20 protein-coding genes are annotated in these 24,053 nt (G+C 70.7%); 10 read left to right on the top strand and 10 right to left on the bottom strand.

The features are described 5' to 3' along the window. Nucleotides 1-28: 28 nt before the first annotated feature. Nucleotides 29-928: a TIGR03619 family F420-dependent LLM class oxidoreductase gene (locus ABN611_RS28990; protein ID WP_350275416.1), complete on the bottom strand. Its 900-nt coding sequence runs from the start codon at nucleotides 926-928 to the stop codon at nucleotides 29-31. Nucleotides 929-1,026: 98 nt separating this feature from the next. Beyond that, a complete protein-coding gene (locus ABN611_RS28985) occupies nucleotides 1,027-1,599 on the bottom strand; it encodes an NADPH-dependent F420 reductase (RefSeq protein WP_350275415.1) in 573 nt (190 codons plus the stop codon). Nucleotides 1,600-1,686: 87 nt separating this feature from the next. Between ABN611_RS28985 and ABN611_RS28980 the strand changes: the two genes are divergently transcribed. After that, nucleotides 1,687-2,169, top strand: a complete 483-nt coding sequence (locus tag ABN611_RS28980; protein WP_350275414.1) for a MarR family transcriptional regulator — start codon at nucleotides 1,687-1,689, stop codon at nucleotides 2,167-2,169. Here the strand turns inward: ABN611_RS28980 and ABN611_RS28975 are convergent. Both ABN611_RS28975 and ABN611_RS28970 read right to left on the bottom strand, forming a co-directional pair. Beyond that, nucleotides 2,147-3,181 (bottom strand): L-idonate 5-dehydrogenase, encoded by a 1,035-nt coding sequence (locus ABN611_RS28975; protein ID WP_350275413.1) that lies wholly within the window; start codon nucleotides 3,179-3,181, stop codon nucleotides 2,147-2,149. The genes ABN611_RS28980 and ABN611_RS28975 overlap by 23 nt on opposite strands. A 49-nt stretch (nucleotides 3,182-3,230) precedes the next feature. Continuing rightward, nucleotides 3,231-3,671 (bottom strand): SRPBCC family protein, encoded by a 441-nt coding sequence (locus ABN611_RS28970; RefSeq protein WP_350275412.1) that lies wholly within the window; start codon nucleotides 3,669-3,671, stop codon nucleotides 3,231-3,233. A 77-nt stretch (nucleotides 3,672-3,748) separates the two neighbouring features. On the opposite strand from ABN611_RS28970, the gene ABN611_RS28965 reads away from it, so the two are divergent. Further along, entirely contained in the window at nucleotides 3,749-4,327 is a 579-nt protein-coding gene (locus tag ABN611_RS28965) for a hypothetical protein (protein ID WP_350275411.1), read from the top strand. Between the two features lie 59 nt (nucleotides 4,328-4,386). Here the strand turns inward: ABN611_RS28965 and ABN611_RS28960 are convergent, their stop codons facing one another. Further along, nucleotides 4,387-7,812, bottom strand: a complete 3,426-nt coding sequence (locus ABN611_RS28960) for an error-prone DNA polymerase (RefSeq protein ID WP_350275410.1) — start codon at nucleotides 7,810-7,812, stop codon at nucleotides 4,387-4,389. A gap of 72 nt (nucleotides 7,813-7,884) precedes the next feature. Between ABN611_RS28960 and ABN611_RS28955 the strand changes: the two genes are divergently transcribed. The 4 genes from ABN611_RS28955 to ABN611_RS28940 all read left to right on the top strand — a co-directional run bounded on the left by ABN611_RS28955 (nucleotide 7,885) and on the right by ABN611_RS28940 (nucleotide 10,852). Further along, nucleotides 7,885-8,331 carry a MarR family transcriptional regulator gene (locus ABN611_RS28955; protein WP_350275409.1) on the top strand — a complete coding sequence of 149 codons (447 nt, stop codon included), beginning with the start codon at nucleotides 7,885-7,887 and terminating at the stop codon, nucleotides 8,329-8,331. After that, complete coding sequence (locus ABN611_RS28950) at nucleotides 8,328-9,755, top strand: MFS transporter (protein WP_350275408.1); 1,428 nt, start codon at nucleotides 8,328-8,330, stop codon at nucleotides 9,753-9,755. Before ABN611_RS28955 ends, ABN611_RS28950 begins: the two co-directional genes overlap by 4 nt. A gap of 23 nt (nucleotides 9,756-9,778) precedes the next feature. Continuing rightward, entirely contained in the window at nucleotides 9,779-10,072 is a 294-nt protein-coding gene (locus ABN611_RS28945; RefSeq protein ID WP_350275407.1) for a DUF1330 domain-containing protein, read from the top strand. Between the two features lie 405 nt (nucleotides 10,073-10,477). Continuing rightward, nucleotides 10,478-10,852, top strand: coding sequence for a phosphotransferase (locus ABN611_RS28940; RefSeq protein ID WP_350281701.1), 375 nt, complete (start codon nucleotides 10,478-10,480; stop codon nucleotides 10,850-10,852). On the opposite strand, the gene ABN611_RS28935 is transcribed toward ABN611_RS28940, so the two are convergent. Beyond that, nucleotides 10,849-11,418, bottom strand: a complete 570-nt coding sequence (locus ABN611_RS28935; protein ID WP_350275406.1) for a hypothetical protein — start codon at nucleotides 11,416-11,418, stop codon at nucleotides 10,849-10,851. The genes ABN611_RS28940 and ABN611_RS28935 overlap by 4 nt on opposite strands. 217 nt (nucleotides 11,419-11,635) lie before the next feature. Here ABN611_RS28935 and ABN611_RS28930 point away from each other — a divergent pair, with 217 nt between their 5' ends. The 3 genes from ABN611_RS28930 (at nucleotide 11,636) to ABN611_RS28920 (ending at nucleotide 13,052) form a co-directional block, all read left to right on the top strand. Further along, nucleotides 11,636-12,400: a GNAT family N-acetyltransferase gene (locus tag ABN611_RS28930; protein ID WP_350275405.1), complete on the top strand. Its 765-nt coding sequence runs from the start codon at nucleotides 11,636-11,638 to the stop codon at nucleotides 12,398-12,400. Between the two features lie 3 nt (nucleotides 12,401-12,403). After that, entirely contained in the window at nucleotides 12,404-12,628 is a 225-nt protein-coding gene (gene infA / locus ABN611_RS28925; RefSeq protein WP_350275404.1) for a translation initiation factor IF-1, read from the top strand. 88 nt (nucleotides 12,629-12,716) lie between these two features. After that, nucleotides 12,717-13,052, top strand: a complete 336-nt coding sequence (locus ABN611_RS28920) for a hypothetical protein (RefSeq protein WP_350275403.1) — start codon at nucleotides 12,717-12,719, stop codon at nucleotides 13,050-13,052. A 2-nt stretch (nucleotides 13,053-13,054) separates the two neighbouring features. On the opposite strand, the gene ABN611_RS28915 is transcribed toward ABN611_RS28920, so the two are convergent. From ABN611_RS28915 to ABN611_RS28905, 3 genes are all read right to left on the bottom strand, one after another. Next, on the bottom strand, nucleotides 13,055-15,169 hold the full coding sequence (locus tag ABN611_RS28915) for a transglycosylase domain-containing protein (protein ID WP_350275402.1): 2,115 nt from the start codon (nucleotides 15,167-15,169) through the stop codon (nucleotides 13,055-13,057). 21 nt (nucleotides 15,170-15,190) lie between these two features. Continuing rightward, nucleotides 15,191-20,710 carry a carboxyl transferase domain-containing protein gene (locus ABN611_RS28910; RefSeq protein ID WP_350275401.1) on the bottom strand — a complete coding sequence of 1,840 codons (5,520 nt, stop codon included), beginning with the start codon at nucleotides 20,708-20,710 and terminating at the stop codon, nucleotides 15,191-15,193. A 98-nt stretch (nucleotides 20,711-20,808) separates the two neighbouring features. Then, on the bottom strand, nucleotides 20,809-21,711 hold the full coding sequence (locus ABN611_RS28905; protein WP_350275400.1) for an LLM class flavin-dependent oxidoreductase: 903 nt from the start codon (nucleotides 21,709-21,711) through the stop codon (nucleotides 20,809-20,811). 97 nt (nucleotides 21,712-21,808) lie between these two features. On the opposite strand from ABN611_RS28905, the gene ABN611_RS28900 reads away from it, so the two are divergent. After that, on the top strand, nucleotides 21,809-23,182 hold the full coding sequence (locus ABN611_RS28900) for an FAD-binding oxidoreductase (RefSeq protein WP_350275399.1): 1,374 nt from the start codon (nucleotides 21,809-21,811) through the stop codon (nucleotides 23,180-23,182). Here ABN611_RS28900 and ABN611_RS28895 read toward each other — a convergent pair. Continuing rightward, a complete protein-coding gene (locus ABN611_RS28895) occupies nucleotides 23,125-24,009 on the bottom strand; it encodes an NAD(P)-dependent oxidoreductase (RefSeq protein ID WP_350275398.1) in 885 nt (294 codons plus the stop codon). The genes ABN611_RS28900 and ABN611_RS28895 overlap by 58 nt on opposite strands. Between the last annotated feature and the right edge of the window lie 44 nt (nucleotides 24,010-24,053).

The following is a 24,053-nucleotide window of genomic DNA, read 5'->3' as shown; positions in this document are numbered from 1 at the left end:
GCTTGGGTAAGCGTTTGCCAGTATGTGGTCAGATCGAGCGCCGCAGCTCCGCCATCACCTCGAGCTGCCGGTCGACGTCCTCGCCCGCGCTCCAGAACACGTGATCCACACCGGATCGTGCGACGCGCGCCAGGTCGTCCAGGACCTGCTCCACACTGCCGGTCAGCGGCTGGCGGTCGTCGAGCGGTGCGGCGGTGACCTCACCGTTGACCCGGACCACGATCGGCAGCGACGCCGGATCGTGCCCGGCCTTCGCGGCCGCGTCGCGGAAGGTGGAGACCGATCCTTCGAACATCTCCCAGGTCATCATGATCGGGTTCAGCCCCAGCCCGAGACGCCCGGCGCGCTCGATCGCGGCCGGCGCCATCGCCCCGGCGAGGACGGCGACCCCGCCCGGAACGACCGGCTTCGGGCCGTACCACGACGGTGCGATCGTGTAGAACGCGCCGTCGTGCGCGACCGGGTCCGGGCCCCAGAGAGCACGCAGTACGGCGATGTACTCCTCCAGTCGCGCGCCCCGCCGTTCGGTCGGCACCCCGACCGCCTCGAACTCGGCCGCCATCCAGCCGACGCCGACACCGGCCAGCAGCCGCCCGCCGGACAGTTGGTCCAGCGTCACGAGCCGACGGCCCAGCACGACCGGGCTGTGCAGCAGGAGGTCCAGCACGCTCGTCCCCAGTGCGATCGTGCTGGTGCGCGCGGCGACGTACGCCAGCGTCTCCAACGGGTCGTAGACGCTGCGGTAACCGTCCGGCAGCGGCGTCGGCTCGGTGGCGCCGATGCCGAACGCGCCGTCGACCGGATTCAGCAGCCGTTCGGACGTCCAGACCGAGTCCAGCCCGATCCGTTCCGCCTCCTGGGCGACCTCCGTGATCGCCGCGGTGCTCGTGCCGACGCCGATCGTCGGCAACGTCAGACCCAACTTCATCGCGGAACTCCCTTCGTCGTCGCCACAGCCAACCGCGCCGCACTTTCACTTTTCTTTCACGCGCGGAACGCGGGGCGGCCGACGAGGGAGCGGCGCCGTCAGGCCAGGCCGAAGCCGCCCGTCCAGGGGGTCTTCTCACCCACGGCGAGGGTGAGCTGCAGGAAGCCGATCGCCTCGAGTTCACGGGCCCGCTTCAGCGAACCGGCGTCGACCGCCTTGAGCCCGCCGGCGGAGACGATGCCGGCCAGCAGCGCCTTGGCCTCCGCGTCGTCGCCCGCGATCAGGACGGTCGTCGGGACCTCGCCGGCCGTGCCGCTCGCGACCGTGGCCGCGAAGTTGGTGTTGAACGCCTTGAGCACCGTGGAGTCCGGAAGCTGCTCGGCCAGTTCGGCGGCCGCGGAGCCGTCTGCGGGGACGACGAGCGAGTCGAAGGTCTCGAAGTTCAGCGGGTTGCTGATGTCGACGACGACCTTGCCGGCCAGCTGCTCCGCGCGGTCCGCGACGATCTGCTGGTATGCCGGATACGGGGTCGCGAGGATCACCAGCTCACCGGTGACCTCCTTGTCCTTGTCGGTGGAGTTGAACAGCTCGACGGTGTTGCCGCCCTTGGCGACGACCGCGGCGATCGCCTGTCCCATGTTCCCGCTGCCGATGATGCTGACGTGCGTCATGCTCTCGCTCCTTTGGTTGTACCTTCAACTATCACGATAGCGCAGGTTGGTTGTAGCTACAACCATCCGGGTGGCAGAATGGTCCGCATGAGCACCCAGTGGCTGGACGACGCGGAGATGACCGCGTGGCTGCGGCTGGTCGGCGTGGTCGAGCTGCTGCCCGGCGTCCTTGACACGCAGCTGCGCCGCGACGCCGGCGTGACGCATTACGAGTACTACGTGCTGGCGATGCTGTCCGAGGCGCCGAAGCGGACGCTGCGGATGACCGCGCTCGCCCAGCTGACGAACGCCACGCTCCCCCGGCTGTCGCATGTCGTGAAGCGGCTCGAGGACCGCGGCCTGGTCGAGCGGTTCCCGTGCCCGGAGGACGCCCGCGCCACCAACGCGCGGCTCACCGCGGCCGGCTGGAAGAAGATCAAGGCGACCGCCCCCGGCCACGTCGAGACCGTCCGCCGGCACGTCATCGACGTACTGACTCCGGAGCAGATCGGGCAACTGGCCGAGATCGCGGGCGCGATCCTCGAATCGGTCGACGCGGACGGCAGGCTCAGCGCGGTGTACCGACGCTGAGATCCAGTAGTACCTTCGAGGCGGTGGTGCGGTCGCTCGCGAGGTCGAAGGCGGCCTTCGCGTCGGCGAGCGGGAACGTGTGCGTGACGATCGGGTCGACGGGCAGCCCGCCGGCCAGCCAGTCGATCGCGGTGTCGAACTCGTGGTCGAACCGGAACGCGCCCGTCAGCGTGAGTTCGCGGGTCATCAGCACGTTCCCGGCGAACGCCGTGTCGCCGCCGGGCAGTGAGCCGACCTGTACGACGGTGCCGCAGCGTCGTACCCGTTCCAGACAGGTACGCAGGCCGCCCGCCGTACCGGACGCCTCGATCGCGACGTCGATCTCGTCGGGCCAGTCCGCAGTACCGACCTGGACGGTGTGCGTCGCACCGACCTGGGTGGCGAGCGTCAGCGGGGTCTCGTGCAGATCGCTGACGACGACCTCCCGCGCGCCGGACTGCCGCAACGCCGCGACGACGAGCAGGCCGATCGGGCCCGCGCCGGTGACCAGGACGCGCTTCCCGTCCACTGCGCCTTCGCCGGCTTGCCGTACGGCGTGGATCGCCACCGACAACGGCTCCGCGAGTACGGCGGTCCGCAGCTCGAGCCCTGGCGGCAACACGCGTACCTGGTCGACCGGGACGATCAGCTCCTGGACGAACCCGCCCTGGATGTGCGGGTCGCGCGCCGCGCTGCCGAGATAGTTGCTGTAGGCACAGATGTTGCGGCGGTCGCGGCGGCATTCCGCGCACGTGCCGCAGGGTGCCGCCGGGTGGATCCCGACGGGCGCGCCCTCCGCGAATTCGTCGGTGCCTTGGCTGATCCGTCCGACCACCTCGTGGCCGAGCACCAACGGCTGCCGGACCTTGAAGTCGCCGACGCCGCCGTCGCGGTAGTAGTGCAGATCCGACCCGCAGATCCCGCCGTACGCGATCCGCACCGCGACCTGCCCGGCGCCTGGCGCCACCGCTTCACGTTCCTCGATCCGCAGATCTCCCGCGGCATGCACCACACAGGCGTACACGGCATCCACCCATCCTGGAAATCGCTGTCCGCCCTGAGGATATCCAGGATGCGCCGGCTCACCGGGCTTCGAGCAGCGCCTTGAGACGGGCGAGATCCTTCGTGTTGGCGCGACGCATCGCGGCGGCCATCAACGGCGCCGCGACACCGGCGAACCCGCTGGGTTCACCGCGATTCCTGAGCGTCATCCGGGTGGCCGCTTCCCCGGTCGGCGTCCACTCGTAACTGGTCTCCATCGGGAACGGTCCCTGCGCCGTCCGCATCACCAGCCGCTCGCCCGGGACGAGCTCGACGACTTCGTACGTGTACGCGAGCCGCCGCCCCAGAAAGTGCGCCACGAAGTCCATCCGCGACCCCACCGCGACCGGCGGCTCCGTCCGCCAGACCACGGACTCGATGTTCGAGTACCACTCCGGCGCGTTGGACGGATCACCCGCGTAACCCGCCACCACTTCGACCGGCCGCTCGATCACGGTCTCCGTCAACACGTCGACAGCCATAACTCCTCCCACCTCCGACTGTACGTGTATCGCGCCGTCCCGTCGCGACTCCGACCAGATAGGGGGAAGGAACAACCATGAGCAACAAACCCAACCAAGAACCGTCCACGGCGGATCCCGGAACACCGCGGACGGCGCCCGTCAGAACCCGGCGGGCGCGACGAACGCGGCGTCGGCCGCCGCGGCGGGTGATCGTCGCGGTCAACATCCTCGAAGCGGTCATCACCTTGCCCTGCCTCGTAGCGGCGTACGGCCTCGCCGAACAACTCGTAGCAGCCCAGGAGACCGCCGCCCCACAACAGGTAGCGAGCCTGCAAGTCGCAAGCCTGGCAGTAACCCTAAACATGAGCCTGCTGATAGTAGGCGCCGCCGCCGGAGCAGTAGGCAGCGTGATCCACCAGAGCATGGCATTCGCACGCACCACCGCCCCGAATCACCAGCTCGCGTGGTACCTCATGCGCCCACTCTGGTCCGCCCTACTCGGCTCAGTCTCGGTGATAGCCGTCAACACCGGCCTCCTCAGCATCGGCGACGAAACCACCTCAAGCGCCGCAGTAGCCGTCCTAGTCCTAACGGGCTGCCTAACAGGCCTCTTCACCGACCAAACCCTCCATCGCCTCCGCCACCTCCTAACCCGCCCACCCCGCCCCACCTGACCTCCACGCCCCGAAGGCGGCCAACAAAAGCAGCCGCCGCGTAGCGGTGTCCGATTGGGTCAGCGGAAGTCTCGGGACTTGGTTCGGGCTGCCAGGGGGAGGCGTTCGAGGTGTTCGGCGGAGAGGTTGGTTACTTCGCCGGCTCGTTCTACGCGGCCGCGGATGATGAGGGCGGGGGCGTTGCGGGCTACGGCGGCGTGGTGGTGCCAGCAGCCTACGGTGATGACGATGTTCGCCATGCCGGTCTCGTCCTCGAGGTTCATGAACGTGACCCCGGAGGCCGTCGCCGGACGCTGGCGGTGGGTGACGACCCCGGCCACCCGGACGCGGGCGCCGTTCGGGGCCGCCTTCAGTTCGGCGGCCGAGAGGATGCCGTCGGCGCGGAGGCGGGCGCGGATGCGTTCCATCGGGTGGCTGGTGGTGGTGATCGAGGTGGACCACAGATCCGCCATGTCCGCCTCGATGTCGCTCATCCCGGGCAGCGTCGGCGGCGGGCCCGCCGCGGTGATCCCGGCCAGCTGACCCGGACGTTCCTCGGCGGCCCGGCCCGCCTCCCACAGCGCCTGCCGCCGATCGAGGCCGAAGCAGTCGAACGCCCCCGCGGTCGCCAGCGCCTCGACCTGCGCCGCGGTGATCCCGGTACGCCGGACCAGGTCGGCCATCTCGGTGAACGGCCCGCCGCGCTCGCGCTCCTCGACGATCAGCTTCGCGCCCTTCTCCCCCACCGTGCGTACTTCGGACAACCCGAGCCGTACGGCGAACGCGCCGTCACGCCGATGCACCGTGGTGTCGAACGGCGCGTGAGGATCGAACGGGCCCACCAACGGCTGCGGATCCGCCAAGCACGAGTCCATGCCGGTCGGCCCGGTGAGTTCCTGCCCCTGGACCAGCAGTTCGAGCCCCGCGTCGACGCCGGACAGGTGCAGGTGCGGACGCCGTACTTCGACACCGTGGCGGCGGGCGTCGGCCACCAGGGACTGCGGTGAGTAGAACCCCATCGGCTGCGCCCGCAGCAGCGCGGCGAGGAACGCGGCCGGGTAGTGCAGCCGCAGCCAGGTGCTGGAGTAGACGAGCAGCGCGAAGCTGATCGAGTGCGACTCGGCGAACCCGAAGTTCGCGAACGCCTCGATCTTGGCGTAGATCTCGTCGGCCAGGTCGCCGGTGATCCCGTTCTGAGCCATCCCGGCGTACAACTTGTCCTTCAGCGACGAGATCCGCTCGATGCCGCGCTTCGACCCCATCGCGCGCCGGAGCAGGTCGGCCTCGTCGCCGTCGATCTCACCGACCGCCATCGCCATCTGCATCAGCTGCTCCTGGAACAGCGGCACGCCCATCGTCCGCTCCAGCACCGGCCGCAGCTTCGGGTGCAGGTAACTGACCGGCTCCTCCCCGGTACGGCGGCGGATGTACGGATGGACGGCGCCGCCCTGGATCGGCCCGGGCCGGATCAGCGCGATCTCGGTGACCAGGTCGTAGAACCGGCGCGGCTTCAGCCGCGGCAGGGTCGCCATCTGCGCGCGGGACTCGACCTGGAACACGCCCACCGAGTCGGCCCGGCAGAGCTGGTCGTAGACACCGGCCTCCTCGCGCGGGATCGTGTGCAGCTCCCACGACTCCCCCACCTGCTCGCGGACCATGTCCAGGCAGTACTGCAGCGCGGCCAGCATGCCGAGCCCGAGCAGGTCGAACTTCACCAGCCCCATCCACGCGCAGTCGTCCTTGTCCCACTGCAGGACCGTGCGGTTGTCCATCCGGGCGTGCTCGATCGGCACCACCTCGCCGACCGGCCGCTCGGTCAGCACCATCCCGCCGGAGTGGATCCCCAGGTGCCGCGGGAACTTCAGCAACTCGGTCGCCATCGCCACCACCTGCGGCGGGATGTCGTGCTCGGTCGAGGTGATCTCCGGGCTCCAGCCGTCCACCTGTTTCGACCAGGCGTCCTGCTGGCCGACGGAGTACCCGAGCGCCTTCGCCATGTCGCGGACCGCGGACTTCGGGCGGTAGGAGATCACGTTCGCCACCTGGGCGGCGTTGCGGCGGCCGTACTTGTCGTAGACGTGCTGGATCACCTCCTCGCGGCGCCCGGAGTCGAAGTCGACGTCGATGTCCGGCTCCTCGGCGCGGGTGGTGGCCAGGAACCTCTCGAACGGCAGGTTGTAGAGGACGCTGTCCACCGCGGTGATCCCGAGCGCGTAGCAGACCGCCGAGTTCGCCGCGGATCCCCTGCCCTGGCAGAGGATCCCGTTGTCGTGCGCGAACCGGACGATGTCCTCGACGATCAGGAAGTACCCCGGGAAGCCCTTCTCCTCGATCACGTCCAACTCCCGCTGCAACCGCTCGTACGCGTCCGGCCGCGCCTCGCGCGTCCCGTACCGCTTCAAGGCGCCGCGGAACGTCAGCTCCCGCAGCCACGACATCGGCGTGTGCCCGTCCGGTACGTCGCGCAACGGCAGGTTCGGCTTCGCGCGCGCGAGATCGAACGCGAGCTGGTCGGCCAGCGTCACCGAGCGCGCCACTGCCCCGTCGTACCGCTGGAAGCGCGCCGCCATCTCCGCGCCGGAGCGCACGAACGCCATCCCGCTCGACGGCAGCCAGCCGTCCATCGCGTCCAGATCGCGACGAGCCCGTACGGCGGCCAGCGCGGCGGCGAGCTTGTGCTTGGCGGGGGTGGCGTAATGAACGTTGTTCGTGGCAACTACCGGGAGGCCGTGCCGGTCGGCGAGGCCGGCCAGGATCCGGTTCCGCGTGGTGTCGGCGGGCTGGTGGTGGTCGATCAGCTCGACGACCACCCGGTCCTTGCCGAACAGCGCGGTCAGCCGGTCCAGTTCGCGGACGGCCGCGGCCGGGCCGTCGGCGCGGCCGCCGCGCTCGAGCGCCTGCCGGACCGGTCCCTTGCGGCAGCCGGTCAGGATCACCCAATGGTCGCTGCCGACCGCGGCCAGCTCTTCCAGGTCATAGACCGGCTTCCCCTTCTCGCCGCCCGCCAGTTGCGCCTCGGTGATCGCGCCGGCGAGCCGGTGGTACCCCTCCTGGCCCTCGGCCAGCACCAGCAGATGGCTGCCCTCCGGATCGGCCACCCCGTTCTGCGGGCCGGTCAGGTCCAGTGAGAGCTCCGCTCCGAACACGGTCTGCAGCGAGTACGCCGCCGCGGCCTCGGCGAATCGCGCCGCACCGTAGAACCCGTCGTGGTCGGTCAGCGCCAGCGCGTGCAGCCCCTGCCGGACGGCGGCCTCGACGAGGTCCTCCGGCTGGGAGGCGCCGTCCAGGAAGGAGAAGTTCGAGTGGACGTGCAACTCGGCGTACGGCACCGAGTGCTCGGGCCGGCGGACGGGCTCCGGAACGTACGGCCCGCGGTGCTGGGACCAGGCAGGACTGTCGCCGCCGTCGGCCGTGACCGGGCGGCCGCCGTGACTGCCCGGGCGCGAGCGGTCCGACAGCTTGCGCTCCAGCTCCGACCACTTGATCGGCGGGTTGTTGTAGCCCACGTGACCATATTAGAACATGTGTTCCCCTCGATCTTCCATAAGCAGTAAATATAAAAGTGTTATGCTTCCGGCATGAGTCGCGAAGACGCGTCCGCCGCCATCGGGGCGGCCCTCTACGGCCTGGCCACCAGGGCCGTGAGACGCCTGCCCCGGGACATGAGCCTGACGTCCGCCGCCACCCTGGCCACCCTGGACCGGACCGGCCCGCGGCGCATCACCGATCTGGCCGCGGTCGAGGGCGTCACCCAGCCCGCGATGACCGCCCTGGTCCGGGTGATGGAGTCGTCCGGTCTGGTCGAGCGGCGGGGCGACGCGTCCGACAAGCGGATCACGCTGGTGCACGTGACCGAGGCCGGCGCCTCCTACGTCCGCGCGCGGCGCCAGGCGGGCGTCCAGGCGTTCGAGCGGTTGATCGACGAGCTCACCGACAACGAGATCGAGGCGCTGCTGGCGGCCCTTCCGGCACTGCAGCATCTGGCAGAGCTCGAAAGCCAGGACCGCGAAGGGCCGAAGCAGTGACCGGGCAGCCGGCCGGCGGGATGGAGGCGTTCCCGGCGGCGCGTTCCGAGGCACGGCTGCTGGTCCCCGCGCTGATGTTCATCGCTCTGGTCGTGGCGGCGGTCGCCAGCCTCGGTACGCCGCTCATCACCAGCGTGGCGACCTCGTTCCACGTCTCGCTCGGCAGCGCGCAGTGGACGCTGACCGTCGCGCTGTTCAGCGGCGCCGTCGCCACCCCGGTCCTGGGCCGGCTCGGAGCCGGCCCACACCGGCGGGCCACGATCCTCGTCACGCTGGCGATCGTCGTCGCCGGCAGCGCGCTCACCGTGCTGCCGTTGCCGTTCGCCTGGCTGCTGGCCGGCAGGGCGGCCCAGGGCGTCGGGCTCGGGCTGACGGCGCTGATGATGGGCGTGGCCCGGGACCACCTTCCCGAGGCGCGCAGCGCGGCCGTGATCGCGCTGATCTCGGTCGTCTCGATCATCGGGGCCGGCGTCGGCTACCCGCTGGCCGCACTGCTCGCCGAGCTCGGCGGGGTACGGGCCGCCTACGGACTCGGCCTGGTCGTCACCGCAGCCGCCCTGCTGACCGCGTGGCGCTCCATGCCCGAAGCCCCAGAAGGCCGCTCCGCTCACGTGGACGTGCCAGGCGCGATCGTCCTGGCCGCTGCGCTGCTGCTGGTGATGTTCCTCGCCGGCGAACGGAATCTGTGGAGCCGGCACCTCGTCGTGGCAGCGACCCTCGCTGTCGTCGCGGTGGCACTGCTCTGTGTCTGGGCCGTCATCGAGTTGCGCAGTACGACGCCTCTGGTCGATGTGCGGGCGGTGCGGCACCCGGCGGTCGCCGGGGCGAACCTCGCCATGTTCGTCGCCGGGATCGGCATGTACCTCCTGCTCACGCTCATCACGCGGTACGCGCAGACGCCGCACGGCGCCGGCTACGGCTTCGGGCTGACGACCTTCGTCGCCGGGCTGGTCCTCGTCCCGTTCTCGGTGCTGGGGTTCGTCGCCGGCAAGCTCACGCCGCGGATCCGGACGCGGATCGCGGACCCCCTGCTCCTGGCCGGCAGCGCCGTCGTGGTCGGCGGCGGGTTCGCCCTGTTCGCGGCGGCCCGGTCGGACCTGGCCGAACTGTTCGCGGCGATGGGCGTGCTCGGCTTCGGCGTCGGCGGCTTCTCGGCCGCGATGCCCGGCGTCATCCTGGCCGTCACCCCGAAGAGCGAGACGTCGAGCGCCATGAGCTTCAACTACGTCGTCCGCAGCGTCGGGTACGCGCTGGGCAGCGCCATCGGCGGCCTGATCCTCGCCGCAGGCACCCGCCCGGGCCACCGCTTCCCCGACGACAGCGCCTACACCACCGCGGCGCTGGTCGGCATCGGCGCCATGGCGATCACAACGCTGACAAGCCTCGCTCTCGCCCGCCGGCGCTCGTCCGAAACCAAGCCGTAGTCAGCCCGACCACTGGAGGTTCCATGCCCAAGGCCTACTGGGTCAGCGTTTACCGCACCATCAAAGACCCTGAGAAGCTGGACGCTTACAACAAACTGGCCCCGCTGGCCGTCGGGCCCGCGGGTGGCCGGACCCTGATCCGTGGCGGTCGGGTCGCCGCGTACGACGGCGGAATCGCCGAGCGCACCGTCGTGGTCGAGTTCGACGGCTTCGAACAAGCCGTCGCCGCGCGCGAGAGCGAGGCGTACCAGCAGGCGCTGGCAGCCCTCTCCGACGGCGTCGAACGCGACTTCCGCATCGTCGAAGGCCTCGACTGACCTCGAGACCAAATCTGTTGGCAACAGCGGACCCCGACCTGGCAGGGTGGCGCACTTCGATGTGGGTGCCCTGCGCGTCCAGTTGGACGGGAGGGCAAATGCAGTGCTCAAAGCCTGGCCCCGGGCACGCCACAACCAGCTGGACGAGGCGCTGCGAGCCCAGAGAATCGTCGAGCACATGCGCAGCCGCGGCTATCCCACCCCGGCCTGCCTCGGCGTGGGAGCCACGTCCACTCACGTATGGCAGCTGATGGACTTCGTCGACGCGGCTCCCGCGCCGGAGCTGACCCCGTCCCTCGTTGACCAGCTGATGGAGATCGTCGAACTCCAGGCCGGTCGAGGGCGGTCGCCGAGCTGTCCGGCTATTCCTCCGTGGTGTCGGCATTGGTCGAGCGCCTGCGGACCATGTGCGCCGACGCCCCACCACCACGAGAAGCACCTGACATGGTCCACGCGGACCTCAAGCCCGACAACGTCCTGGTCCGCGACGGAGCGGTGGTTGCGGTCGTAGACATCGGAAACGCAGGGAGCGGCACGCGGGCGACCGATCTCACCACCCTCCAGTGGCACACCTTCCAGAACCCGCTGCTGGAAGATGCCCGAAGGCGCCTGTGGACGAGAATCCTCAACCTGGTCGGCTGGCAGAGGGCGGCGGTGCTCGCAGCGACACAGATCCTCGTGCAGCTCGAGTGGCCCATCCGCCACGGCCGCCACGACGCCGTCCCAGAAGTGGTCAACCGCGCCCACCGCACCCTCGACGAACTGAACGCGCTCCGCTAATCCGTGGAACGCAGTGCGTCGAAGACGTCTCGGACGAAGTAGGTGTCGGCGAGGGCGTCGTGGATCGCGTAGGAGGACTGGTCGATGCCGATGGCTGCTGCGAGGTTGCTGACGTCTGCTGTCGGTGGCTGGTTCGTGCGGCCGAGGAGTTGGCTGATCACGCAGACGAGGCGGAAGTCCCATGGGACGTCCGGCGCGTCGTCCGCGACCAGGCCGTGGCGGTGCATCAGGTGCAGTACGTCGGTCGCGTCCATCCACGGCGCGGCCCCGACCCACAGCGGCTCGTCGGCGGTCAGCTCGACCATCAGCTCCGCGATCTCCCGCCCGCCGTACACGTCCTGCTCGGACCCGTTCAGCGACGGGTGCCGGTGAAACCGGCTGATCTCCAGCGCGCGCTCGGTCGCGAGCGACAGGTCCAGCTCGTCCAGCCGGACGAACCGGTTGTACGCCGTCTCGCGGCCGTCGTCCTCGCGGCGGATCACCGCCAGCTGCCAGATCTGCCGGCCACCCGGAAGCCAGGGCTCCCGGACGCTCGTGGTTTCCAGGTCGACGAAGAGGATCGGCATCCGGCCATCCAACCAGGCGCCGCCGACAGCGGCGCGTAAATGGATGGCTGCCACCGCTCACGCCTTGGTACCGTGCCGGGGTCCGTGACAAGCACGCCTGGAGGTGAGGCCCCCATGAACGCAGTAGCAGTGGGTGCTCCCCTCTCGTGTTCACGGGCGGGCGACTGACGTAGGTGTCGCCGGGAGCGCCTGGAGAGACTCCCGAGAGGAAACACCTATGAACCCTTCGCATTCGGCCCTGGGCGCGGTGACGATCAATCGCGTCGCGGACAACCAGTGGCACGCGGTGGAGAACGACCTGGTCGTCGGCCGCGCACACGCGTCCCGCCGGCTCGACGGCCGGACCTTCCTGAGCATCGACACGTGGCGCGACGACGTCTTCGACCAGCTCGCCGCCGCCCTGTCGGCCGACCACACACAACCGCTCTTCACGATCGTCGACGAGGCCGACCACGACCTCACGGCCAGTTGGACCCGCGCCGGATTCACGACCTGGCGCCGCGAGTGGGAATACGCCGTACCCACGGAGCACACCGCCGCGACCGCACCGCCCGGGGTGACCATCACGGCCCCCGACGAGGCCCCACTGCATGAACTCGACCGCGCGATCCGCAACGAGATCGGGTCCTGGCAAAGGATGCCCGCGGAGGTCCTGCCCTGGCAGGGCGGAAGCCACCCGATCGACCCCGCCAACTACACCGTCGCGATCAACGACGGACGGTACGTCGGCCTGGTCCGGGTCGCGACGCGGACCCGGCGCCCGCGCATCGGGCTGGTCGCCGTACTGACCGCGGAGCGCCGGCGCGGCATCGCCCGGGCGTTGCTGAGCCACGCGTTGGACGAGCTGCGCCGCGCCGGCTTCGAGGCGGCGACGGCCGAGGTCGACGAGACCAACACGGCCGCGACCGCTCTCCTCGAACGACTCGGCGCGCGCCGGACCGGTAGCGCGCTGGAACTGGTCCACCGGCCGGGAAAGGCCTGACCGATGCCCAGAAAAGCAGGCGGTATCGAGATGGAGGGCACCGTCGTCGAGTGCCTCCGTAACGCGAACTTCCGGGTCGAGCTCAGCAACGGGCACCAGGTCCTCGCCCACATCAGCGGGAAGATCCGGAAGAACTACATCAAGATCCTCCCCGAGGACCGTGTCCTCGTGGAGCTCAGCCCCTACGACCTCGACCGCGGCCGGATCATCTTCCGCTACCGGACGTGAGCGCCCCGTCGCCCTGTTGCCCATCGCACACACCTCCTGTCCCGATCAAGACTAGAACATATGTTCGAGGAGGCGTTAATCTGAAAACATGCTTGGTCGGTTCACGGTTCGCCCGTCCGACGACGGATCCTCCGGGTTCGGCGTCTGGGACGGTGCGGTCAACGGGTGGCGTGCAACAGGGATCGACGACGAGGGGAAGGCGCGCGAGCTGGCCGCCGATCTCGACGTGCAGTACGACGCCCACGGTCCGCGGGCCGCGGACGCCGTGCGGCACGTCGACCCCGCGCAGCCGGTGCAGCGGGCGACCTGGGCGACCGGTGAGCTGGACGTCTGGATCCGTGACAACGGCGTGTGGCTGGGCCGGTTCCGCGACAAGGACGGCCGGATCACCTGGGTCCCGGGCAGCGACTTGAGACCGATCTAGGCTTAGCGCGGCCGGTTCGGCGTGGGCCTGGTGGTGGCCGGCGGCTTGGCGTTCGGGTTGCCGATCAGCCGCTTCGGCGGCGCGACGAAGCGTTCCGCCGGCAGGCCGCTGAGCGCACCTTGCATGGCGGTCTGCCAGAGCGGTCCCGCCGTACCGGAACCGGTCGGGTCAGCGATGTCCCGGCCGTTCAGCGTGTGCCGGTGCATCAGGTTCGTGTACGGCAGGTTCGCGTCCGCGACCACCGAGGCGGCCGCCAGGTTCGGCGTGTAACCGGCGTACCAGACGGCCTTGTTCTCCTGGATCGTCCCGGTCTTGCCGGCCATGTCCCGGGTGCCGAACCGCAGCCGCCCGCCGGTGCCGCCCGGCATCATCACGGCGCTCAGGACGCGGTTCACGCCGTCCGCGACCTGGCGCGGCAGAACCTGCCGGCAGTTGAACCCGGGTCCGGGCACCGGCCGCCCGGCCTTGTCCCGCACCGAAGTGACGACCAGCGGCGCGCAGTACTTCCCGCGCGCCGCGAACGTCGCGTACGCGTTCGACAGCATCAGCGGGGTCACGTACCCGACGCCGAGCGTCATCGAGATGACCTCGTCGAGCGGCTTCCCGGTCTGGCCGTTGTACATGCCGAGCTTGGCCGCGACCTTCGCGATCGCGCACAGCCCGGTCCGCTGCGACAGCTGCAGGAAGTAGGTGTTGGTCGAGTAGCGGGCCGCCTCGACCATGGTCAGGTTGCCGCCGCGGGTCGAGTTCCGCGGCCGGTACGTCGGGTCGCGCGTCGTCCCGGTACAGGTCTGGAACCTCGTCTTGCTCATGTCGATCTGCTGCGGCGAGTTGATCCGGTAGTCCATCGGGATGCCCTTGGCCAGCGCGGCCGCGACCGTGAACGCCTTCATCGTCGAGCCGTTCTGGAACCCGCCGTACCCGCCGGCGTACGACTTCTCGACGTTGTAGTTGTAGTTCGTCTGGAAGCGCCCGTTGCCGTACTTGCGGCTCTGCACCATCGCCTTCACCAGGCCGGTGCCGGGCTCGACGATCGTGATCGCCGCGATCGCGCTGTCGGTGCGCTGGGTGTGCCGCTCGATCGACGCCTGCGCGGCGGCCTGGATCTTCGGGTCGATCGAGGTCCGGATCAGCAGGCCGCCGGTCTTCAGGTAGTGGTCGCGGTCCTTCACGGTCTTGCCGAGCTCCGGGTTCTCCAGCAGCTTGGAGACCACGTAGTCGCAGTAGAACGGGTACCGCGAGTTCGCGCACCCGTTCGGCACCGGCTCGACCTTCGCCGGGTCGATCACCGGCGACCGCAGCGCCTGGTTCGCCTGGTGCGGGGTGATCACGCCGAGCTCGAGCATCCGCCGCAGCACCACGTCCCGGCGGCCCTTCGCGCGGGCCAGGTCGTTCGTCGGGTCGTACCCGGTCGGGTTCTTCACCAGGCCGGCGAGCAGCGCGGCCTGCGGCAGCGTGAGCTTGTCGGCCGTCGTGCGGAAGTAGTGCTGGGCCGCGGCCTGGACGCCGTACGTGCCGTCGCCGAAGTTCGCCAGGTTCAGGTAGCGCTCCAGGATCTGGTCCTTGGACAGCTGGCTCTCGACCGCGATCGCGTACCGCAGCTCGGTCAGCTTGCGCTGGTACGAGACCTCGGTGGCCTTCGCCCGCTCGGCCGCGTTCTTCGCCTTCTCGACCAGGCTCATCTTCACGTACTGCTGGGTGATGCTCGACCCGCCCTGCTGCACCTCGCCGCCGGTCTGGTTGCGCACCATCGCGCGCAGCGTGCCCTTCAGGTCGAGGGCCCCGTGCTCGTAGAACCGGGAGTCCTCGATCGCGATGATCGCTTTGCGCATGATCGGGCTGATCGCGCTCAGCCGGACCGGCACCCGGTTCTGCTCGTAGAGCGTGGCGAGCAGCGAGCCGTCCGCGGCCAGGATGCGGCTGCGGACGGCCAGCGGATCGCTCTCGAACTCCTTCGGCAGGCTCTGCACGGTCTCCGCGACCTGCTCCGAGCCCTGGCCGGCGAAGCCGGCGAACGGGACCGCGAGTCCCGCCGCCAGCGCACCCGACAGCACGCTCACGAGGATGAACATGATCAGCGCGCGAGCTTTACTGCGACCGCCCCTGCCGGTACGCATGCTTCCAGGGTAGACGAACGATCAAGCCCGGGGCATCCCGGAATTGATTGCCTCGATCAACTTTGGCCGCAACTCGCTCGCCTTGATGACCTCGTCGACCGACCCGACCTCACGTGCCCGCTCGATACTGTGCACGCGGTCGAACTCGGCTGCGACTTCGCTCAGCTTCTCCGCCCGTACGACGGTCCGCACCTCCGCGAGCTCCGTCGCCAGGGCGGCCCGCTCCGCACCGGCCGCTTCACCGACGCGCTCGGCCAGCGACGCGACCCGCGGGTCCGCGGCGGTCCGCGCGTCGACCTCGGCCGCGAACACGACGGCCGCCGCCGGCGCGCCGCCGAGCACCGAGGCGAACGAACCCTCCACCGCGAGCACCGTCATCGACGGGTTCAGCGACTTCGAGAACACCACGAACGCGCCGCCGTGGTACCGCGACACGACGCAGAACACGATCGGCCCGCGGAAGTTCACCATCGCGCGCCCGATCTCGGCGCCGTACTCGAGCTGCAGGTTCCGCATCGAGTCCGGGGAGCCGTCGAACCCGGACAGGTTCGCCAGCACCACCAGCGGCCGGTTCCCGCTCGCGGAGTTGATCGCCCGCGCGACCTTCTTCGACGACCGCGGGAACAGCGTGCCGGCCGTGTAGGTGTCCGGCCCGTCGGTGGGCGGGAAGCCCCGGCGCGGAACCGACCGGGACTCGATCCCGACCAGGCAGACCGGGTACCCGCCGAGCCGCGCGTCCTGCACGACCGCGGTGTCCGCGTCGGCCATCCCGGCCCAGCGCTCCAGCACCGGGTGATCCTGGTCGGTGACGGCCCGCATCAGCGTCCGGATGTCGAACGCCTTCTTCCGGTCCGGGTTTGTCGCCGCCGAGAAGATCTCGCCGATCGTCTTGAAGTCGCTGCCCGCGACCTCGTGCGGGTACGGCGTGACGTCGCGGTCCACGGGATCGGTGGTCTCCGCCCGGCGCGGCCCGCGCTCGCCCGGGACGACGTACGTGTGGTCGTAGTACGTCATCAGGACGTCCCGGGCGCCCTTGAGGTCCGGGGCCCAGTACTGCGCCTGGCCGTTCGGGCCCATCACCCGGTCGTAGCCGCCGATGCCGAAGTTGTCCTCGGCGGACACGCTGCCGGAGAAGTCCAGCGTCTGTTTGCCGGTCAGCACCATCGCGCTGTCCGGCGTCATCACCAGGATGCCCTTGGTGTGCATCAGCATCGTCGCCTCGGCGTTCCAGTACGGCTGCGCGCCGACGTTGATGCCCGCGACCACGACGTTGATCTCGCCGCCGGCCTGGGTGAACTCGACGATCCGCTTCAGCGCCTTGGCGACCCAGTCCATGTTCTCGGTGCCGGAGTCCATCGAGATCCGGGCGCCGGCGGACAGCGAGTACCACTCCACCGGGACCTGCATGCGCTCCGCCAGGTCGAGGGCCGCGATGATCCGCGCGCACTCCGCCTCGGCCACCGCGCCGAGCGCCTTCGTCGGGTCGCCGCTCATCGCGACCCGGGTGACGCCCTCGGGGTACCGGATGGTCGGCGTGGTGACGATGCCGACGATGATGCCGGCCTTGTTGAGGCCCTTCGGACGGTCGACCGGCACCAGGCGGCCGGCGTCGTCCAGGTCGTGCTCGACGAACGAGCCGCCCTGGCCGGCGACCATGCCGCTGACCTCGTACGGGTAGATCGTGTTCCGCCGCCGGGACCGCTGCACCTTCTGCGCGTAGTCGTCGAGCGGCAGCAACCGCCCGGTCGGCGGCTGCTCCACCGACGTCACCACACCGGCGCCGTGCTGGTAGTAGAACCGCGCCGCGACCGGGTTGACCGTGCCGTCCGGCCCCGCGACCTGGCCCTGGACCAGGACCTCCTCGATCCCGGCGCCCGCGGTCATCGGGGCGATGTTGCGCTGCAGCGCGGTCACCTCGTCGACCTGCGCCTCGACCACCGGCCAGATCTGCACCCAGACGTGGTTCATGTCGAGCTTCGCGCCCGCCGCGCCGCGCTCGGTGCGGGCCCGCCGGATCGCCTCCAGGCAGTTCGCGATCGCGCGCTCCGCGTGCGGCAGCGACGTGACCTGGCCGTCCTCGTCGCGGACGACCGCGAACTGGCGGACCTGGGCCAGCGCGACCAGCCGCCGGTCGGCCTCGTTCTCGCGCGCGACGCAGTAGTACAGCAGCACGTCCTCGGGCGCGTCGAGGCGGGTGATGCGGAAGTCGCGCAGCCGCCAGAGGTTCAGCCGGCGGCCGACCATCGGGTGCACGCCGCGGACGTTGTCGTCCTCGGTCATCGACCCGCCGGCCGGGCGGTACGTGAAGTACGAGACCGGACGCCCCTCGCCCGGGGCCACCGCGACCGAGATCCGGCGTACCCGCTGGGCGATCGGGAGGTCGGCGACCATCCGGCGGTAGCGGTCCGAGGCCTCCTGCTGCGACTCGGGCAGGTCCGGGCCGTACAGGTACAGCTCGACGACCGCTTCATGTCCCGCCGTACGGGCGTCGACCTGGGCGGTCAGCGCCCGCGTCAGGCCGCTGTCCCGGTCGGCCAGCTCCGCGACCGTGCCGACCGTCGTCACCAGGTGGCTGGGGCGGTCGTCGATCGTGTAGTCGGCGGTCGCGAACGGCCGCCCGTCGACGGCGAACTCCTTCAGGTCGTGCAGCTCGTACTCGCGGTAGTGCCGCCGGACGAGCACCTCCAGCATCGGCTCGCACTCGCCCCAGCCGCGCTCCACCCGCTGCGCGAGGAACCGGACGATCGGCTCCGGGATGGCGGCCAGCGCGTCGATCCGCTGCTGCCGGTCCGGCGCGTCCGGGTGCGCGGCCAGGTCCGCGACCTCGTCGCCGACGCCCGCGATGATCGAGGCGCGCTCGGCGTCCACCTGCGGCTGGTCGAACCACCGGAACCGCACGCTCCGGGCGAGGTCGCCGACGACCGGGAAACGCAGCTGCGTGGCCAGCACCAACCGGTCCAGCAGCTCGTGCACGGACTCGTCGAGCGGCGCTTCCGGCAAGCTCTCCTCGATCCACCGCTGCAGCACCGAGGTCACCAGCACCACGTCGGGAGTCGAGCGCTGCTGCGCGAGGAAGATCCGGAAGACCGCCTCCTCCAGCTCCGGGCTCCGCTCCAGCCCGGTCACGCCGTAGTGGCTCAGCACCCGGGTCAGCCGCGCCTGGAACTCGGCGGGCAGCCCACCGCGATCCGGGTCGAGGCTCTGCAGGTAGGTGTAGAAGTACTCGCGCGGGCTGTGCACCCGGTTCTCGATCGTGGTGTCCGTGTCGCCGGCCGGCCGGTTGCGGCTCAGCTCCGCGAAGTCCGCAAACACCGTCAGCAGCTCGATCTCGGCGGCGACCGGCGGCTCGGCGCGCTGATGCGCGAGCTCGGCCCGCGCGGTGAGGTAGTCGGCCAGCATGCCGCCCTCGTCCTGCGGGTCGATGTCGAACCCGAGCAGCATGCTCCGCAGGTCGTCCAGCCCGCGCTCCACCCGCTCGGCCGCGGACTTCTTCCCGGTCCCGTTCGGCAGATCCAGCTGTACGCCGTTCTGCACCGGCGCGGCCTCCGCTACTGCAGACTCGTCGGCCACCGGCTCGAGCCGGATCAGCGGCGCGCCGGTCTCCACCTGGCTGCCGGTCGAGACCTGCAGCTCCTTCACGGTCGCCTTGAACGGCGCGTACAGCACCGTCTCCATCTTCATGCTCTCGAGCACCAGGACCGGCGCGCCGGCCTCGACCTCGGCACCGGTCTGGACCGGCGTCGCCACCACCAGCGCCGGTGCGGGCGAACGCAGTACGCCGCCTTCGTCGCGGCTCACCCGGTGCGTCACGCCGTCGACCTCGACGAGGTGGACCGGGCCGTGGGTCGCGGTGACCAGGCGGAACCGCTGCCCGCCGACGACCAGCCGGCTCGTGTAGTCGTCGAGCCGCTCCAGTTCGGCGTCCACCACCTTGAGGTGCTCGTTCCCGTTGCCGACGCCGACGCGGAACCGCTCCGGGCCGATCCGCGCCACCGTGACCCGGTAGCTCGCGCCGCGCAGCTTGAGGTCGATCGCGCGGCCGACCTCATGCTGGACCTGCGGCCGGCCGCCGTGCGCGGTCTCCAGCAGCCGGGTCCGCTCGACCTGCTCGGCGTCCTCGTACCCCTCGATCGCCGCGGCGACCAGTGCGACGCCGGAGTGCCGGTGCGACACCAGGCGGCCCTCGCCGCGGACGCGGTCGATCCAGCCGGTGTCGGCGCTGCCGTCGATCACCTCGGGCTGGTCGAGCAGCTCGAGGATGAAGCTCTTGTTGGTCGCGCCGCCCTCGATCAGCACGGTCGTCGCGGCCATCGCCCGGCGCAACCGCGCGAGCGCCTCCTCGCGGGTGCGGCCGTAGCCGATGATCTTCGCGATCATCGAGTCGAAGTCGGCCGGGATGCTGTCCCCCGCGCTGACGCCGGTGTCGACCCGGATCCCGGGACCGGCCGGCAGGTCGAGGACGGCGATCCGCCCCGGCGACGGCGCGAAGTCGCGGTCCGGGTCCTCGGCGTTCAGCCGGGCCTCGACCGCATGCCCGCTCTCGACCGGCTTGCTGCCCACCAGCCGGCCGCCGGACGCCACGTGCAACTGGGCCTTCACCAGGTCGAAGCCCGTCGTCAGCTCGGTGATCGGGTGCTCGACCTGCAGCCGGGTGTTCACCTCGAGGAACGCGAACGACTTCTCCCCCGGGTGGTACAGGAACTCGACCGTGGCCGCGCCCCGGTACCCGACCGCGACCGCGAGCCGTTCGGCCGACGCCTTCAGGTCCTCGACCTGCGCCGCCGACAGCAGCGGCGACGCCGACTCCTCGATGACCTTCTGGTTGCGGCGCTGCACCGAGCAGTCCCGGACGCCGAGCGCCCACGCCGTACCCTCGCCGTCGGCGATCACCTGGACCTCGACGTGCCGGGCGCCGGTGACGAGCCGCTCCAGGAACACCACGCCGCTGCCGAACGCGCGGGCGGCCTCGTCGCTGGTCCGCGCGTACGCCTCGGAGAGCTCGTCGGCGGAGCGGACCACCCGGATGCCGCGGCCACCGCCGCCGGCCGTTGCCTTGAGCATCAACGGGTACCCGATCCGCTCGGCCGCCGCGAGCGCCGCGTCCAGCGACTCGACCGCGCCGCGGCTCCACGGCGCGACCGGGACGCCGACCTCCTCGGCGATCAGCTTCGAGCCGATCTTGTCGCCGAGCTTGCGCATCGCCTCGGCCGACGGGCCGATGAACGTGACGCCGAGCCGCTCGCACAGCTCCGCGAACGCCGGGTCCTCGGCGACGAACCCCCACCCCACCCAGGCGGCGTCCGCCCCGGTCTCGCGCAGCGCGCGCTCCAGCACCGCGAGGTCCAGGTACGGCCGCGCCGACGCCGGGCCGAGCGGATAGCTGATGTCCGCCGCCCGCACGAAGGTCGCGGTGCGCTCGCCGTCGGTGAACAAGGCCACGGTCTCGATCGGGTCACCGCCCTCGGCGTTGACTTCCCGGACCGCGTTGATCAGCCGCATCGCGGCTTCACCCCGGTTCACTATTGCGATACGCTTGAACATCGACCGCCTCCGTGTCTCACCCTGAGTTTCGCGGACAGACCTGTCCCCTGGATCGCAGGAGACAGCTGTCGCTGGCACAGGTTTTCAGTCCACGGCCGTTACCGTCGAGTCGGCCCCCTGTTCAGGCGTGTTTCGACCTCTGGTACGACGTCCCGCGCGAACCGGATCGTCTGCTCCAGCGTGTCGGATTCCGGCCAGAACACGAAGGCCCGGAACGGCTGCTCCGTGACCAGCTTCGCGATGAATTCCGCCCACTGCCCCGGCGTCCCGCGCAGCGGCGCGTCACCGTGGGTCGTGTCGCTGTCACCCGGCCGGTCGGTCACGGTGCCGACGATCTGGGCGATCCGCAGTACGTCGGCCGGATCACGGCCTGCCGCCTTCGCCGCCTCGTCGATGATCGCGTTCGCCGGCGCCAGGTCCTGGTACGGCAGGTAGGCCGGGATCGGCGCGGCCCAGCCGTCGGCGAGCCGGCCGGTCAGCCGCAGCGAGCGCGGTCCGACGGAGCCGACCCAGATCCCGATGTCGTGCGCCGGCGGCGGGCCGGGGCGAGTGTTCAGCGAGTAGTACTTGCCGTCCGCAACCACGCGGTCGGCGCCGCCGGTCCACAGCGCGCGCAGCAGGCCGATGCCTTCCTCCAGCGCCTCGAGCGATTCGCCCGGCGTCCGCTGTGCCCCACCGAAGCCGGTGATCGCCCGCGGGTAGCCGCCGGCTCCGAGGCCGAGCTCGAACCGTCCGCCCGACAGCTGGTCCAGCGTCGCGGACAGGTTCGCGAGCGTCGCCGGCGGCCGCAGCGGCAGCGGCGCCACGTCGGGGAAGAACCGCAACCGCTCGGTCCGGCTCATCAGGTCGCCGATCAGGGCCATCGCGTCGACCTGCGTCGCGGCGTAAGGATGGTCCTGCACACCGACGTACGTGAGCCCGCCTTCCTCCGCCGCGGCCACCACCTCGCGGTGCAGCGCGAGGTCCGGCGTGGGCGTCACCTGTACTCCGAAATCAACCATGCGCCGAGCATCACACCTCAAGCGGACTTGACCGCAAGCGGTGACCCCGAGGTGCGGAAAACTGCCCGGCAGGGGCTTCCGGGAGGGGATGAGGAACGTGACGGAACTGATCGACCGGCTGCGCGGCGAGGTCGCCGGGCCAGTGCTGGCACCGGGCGACGAGGGGTACGCCGACGAGCTGTCCGGGTTCAACCTGGCGGTGACGCATACGCCGGACGTCGTCGTCGGCCTGACGTCCGAGGACGACGCGGTCGCGGTGGTGCGCGCTGCCGCCGAGACCGGCACGCCGGTCCGGGTGCTCGCGACCGGACACGGCATCCCGAACCCGATGCAGGGCGGGATCGTGGTCACCACCACGCGGATGACGGGTGTGACTGTGGACGCGGAGTCGCAGGTCGCGCACATCGCGGCCGGCAGCCGCTGGGCCGAGGTGATCGCGGCCGCCGCCCCGCACGGGCTGGCGCCGGTCACCGGCGCGTCCGACGCGGTCGGCTGCATCGGGTACACGCTCGGCGGCGGCCTCGGCCCGCTCGCCCGCACCTACGGGTTCTCGTCGGACTGGGCGCGCGGCTTCCGGGTGGTGACCGCGGCCGGCGCGGTGACCGCGAACGCGACCGAGAACCCGGACCTGTTCTGGGCGCTGCGCGGCGGCAAGGGCGGGTTCGGCATCGTCACCGCGATGGACTTCGCGCTGGTCGAGCTGACCACGCTGTACGGCGGCTCGGCGTTCTTCGACGCGGAGTACGTCGCACCGGTCCTCGGCGCCTGGACCGAGTGGACGAAGACGCTGCCGGAGACCGCGAACTCGTCGGTCGTGATCCTCCGGCTGCCGCCGCTCGAGTTCATCCCCGAGCCGCTGCGCGGCAAGACCGTGCTGAGCGTGCGGTTCGCGTACGTCGGCGACGCCGCCGAGGGCAAGCGCCTCTTCCAGCCGATCCGGGACGCCGGTACGACGCTCGTCGACGGCGTCGGCGAACTGCCGGCGAGCGACATCGCGCTGATCCACAACGACCCGCGGAACCCGACGCCGGCGTGGGACCGCGGGCTGATGCTGAACGAGCTGGACGGCGACTTCGTGAGCGCGTTCCTGGCGGCGGCCGGCCCCGAGCAGCAGGTCCCGTTGGTCGCGGTCGAGATCCGGCACCTGGGCGGCGCCACGCAGCGCGACGTCCCGGAGGGCAGCGCGGTCGGCGGCCGCGGCGGGGCGTGCACGTTGACGCTGATCGGCGTACCGGATCCGGAGCTGTTCGAAAAGGTGCTCCCGGCAACGGTCGACCGAATCCTCGAGCGGCTGCGGCCGTGGGTGTGCGCGGAGACCACGGTGAACTTCGCGGGCGGGTTCGCACTGCCCGGGTCCTACGAGGCCTCGTGGCCGGCCGAGACGTTCGCGCGGCTCGCCGATGTCCGGGCGGCCTACGACCCGGACACGCTCTTCCCGTTCGGGCCGCGCCAGGAGAACTCCGGCTCGTAACCGAGCAGCCGGCGGGCCTTCTCGATCGACAGCAGGGTCTCGTTCGGGCCGAACGGCCGCTTCACCGGGACGCCGGGGAACACCTCGGCGAGCAGCTCGTCGTTCGGCCGGGACATCACCGTGTCGGCGTTCGCCACGATGAAGACGTCCGTCCCGGTCACGTCGTACTCGAGCGCCTTCCGCACCGCCTGGGCGCCGTCCCGGGCGTCGATGTAGCCCCAGAGGTTCCACTTCCGGGCGTGGGCGTCCGCGTCGAAGCCGGGGAACCGGGCGTAGTCCTCCGGGTACATCACGTTCGAGAAGCGCAGCCCGATCAGCTTCAGGTCCGGATGCCAGCGGCACAGCTGGCGGGCGAGCTCCTCCTCGAGCGTCTTGACCAGCGAGTACGTGCTGTTCGGTCGCGGCGGGTAGTCCTCGTCCACCGGCACGTACGGCGGGAACTCGTCGAACGGCAGGCCCAGCACGGTCTCGCTGGACGCCCACACGATGTTCCGGACGCCGGCCCGGAGCGCGGCGGAGAACACGTTGTAGGTCACGGTCATGTTGTTGTGGAACGTCGCCGCGTTCGGCCGCAGGCCCGGTGCCGGGACGGCGGCGAGGTGCACGACCGCGTCGACGCCGTCGTGCCGGTCGTCGACGCCCGCGATCGCCTCGTAGGTCTGGCCGAAATCGGTCAGGTCGACCCGTGTCGACGGCACGTCGGCCCGCGCCGGTGCAGCCTGGTCGAGGGCCACTACCTGCCAGCCGTGGCCCGCCAGATGATCGACGACGGCCCTGCCGAGCTTCCCGCTGCTGCCGGTGACCGCAACCCGCCTCGCTTCGTTCATTCCAGGATCCTCGCACTAGGGTGTGAGATGCGACTGCGGAAGGA

The sequence above is a fragment of the Kribbella sp. HUAS MG21 genome (genome assembly GCF_040254265.1).
Lineage (GTDB): Bacteria > Actinomycetota > Actinomycetes > Propionibacteriales > Kribbellaceae > Kribbella.
Note: the sequence above shows the minus strand (reverse complement) of the source record. Positions and strands in the feature narration are given on the sequence as shown.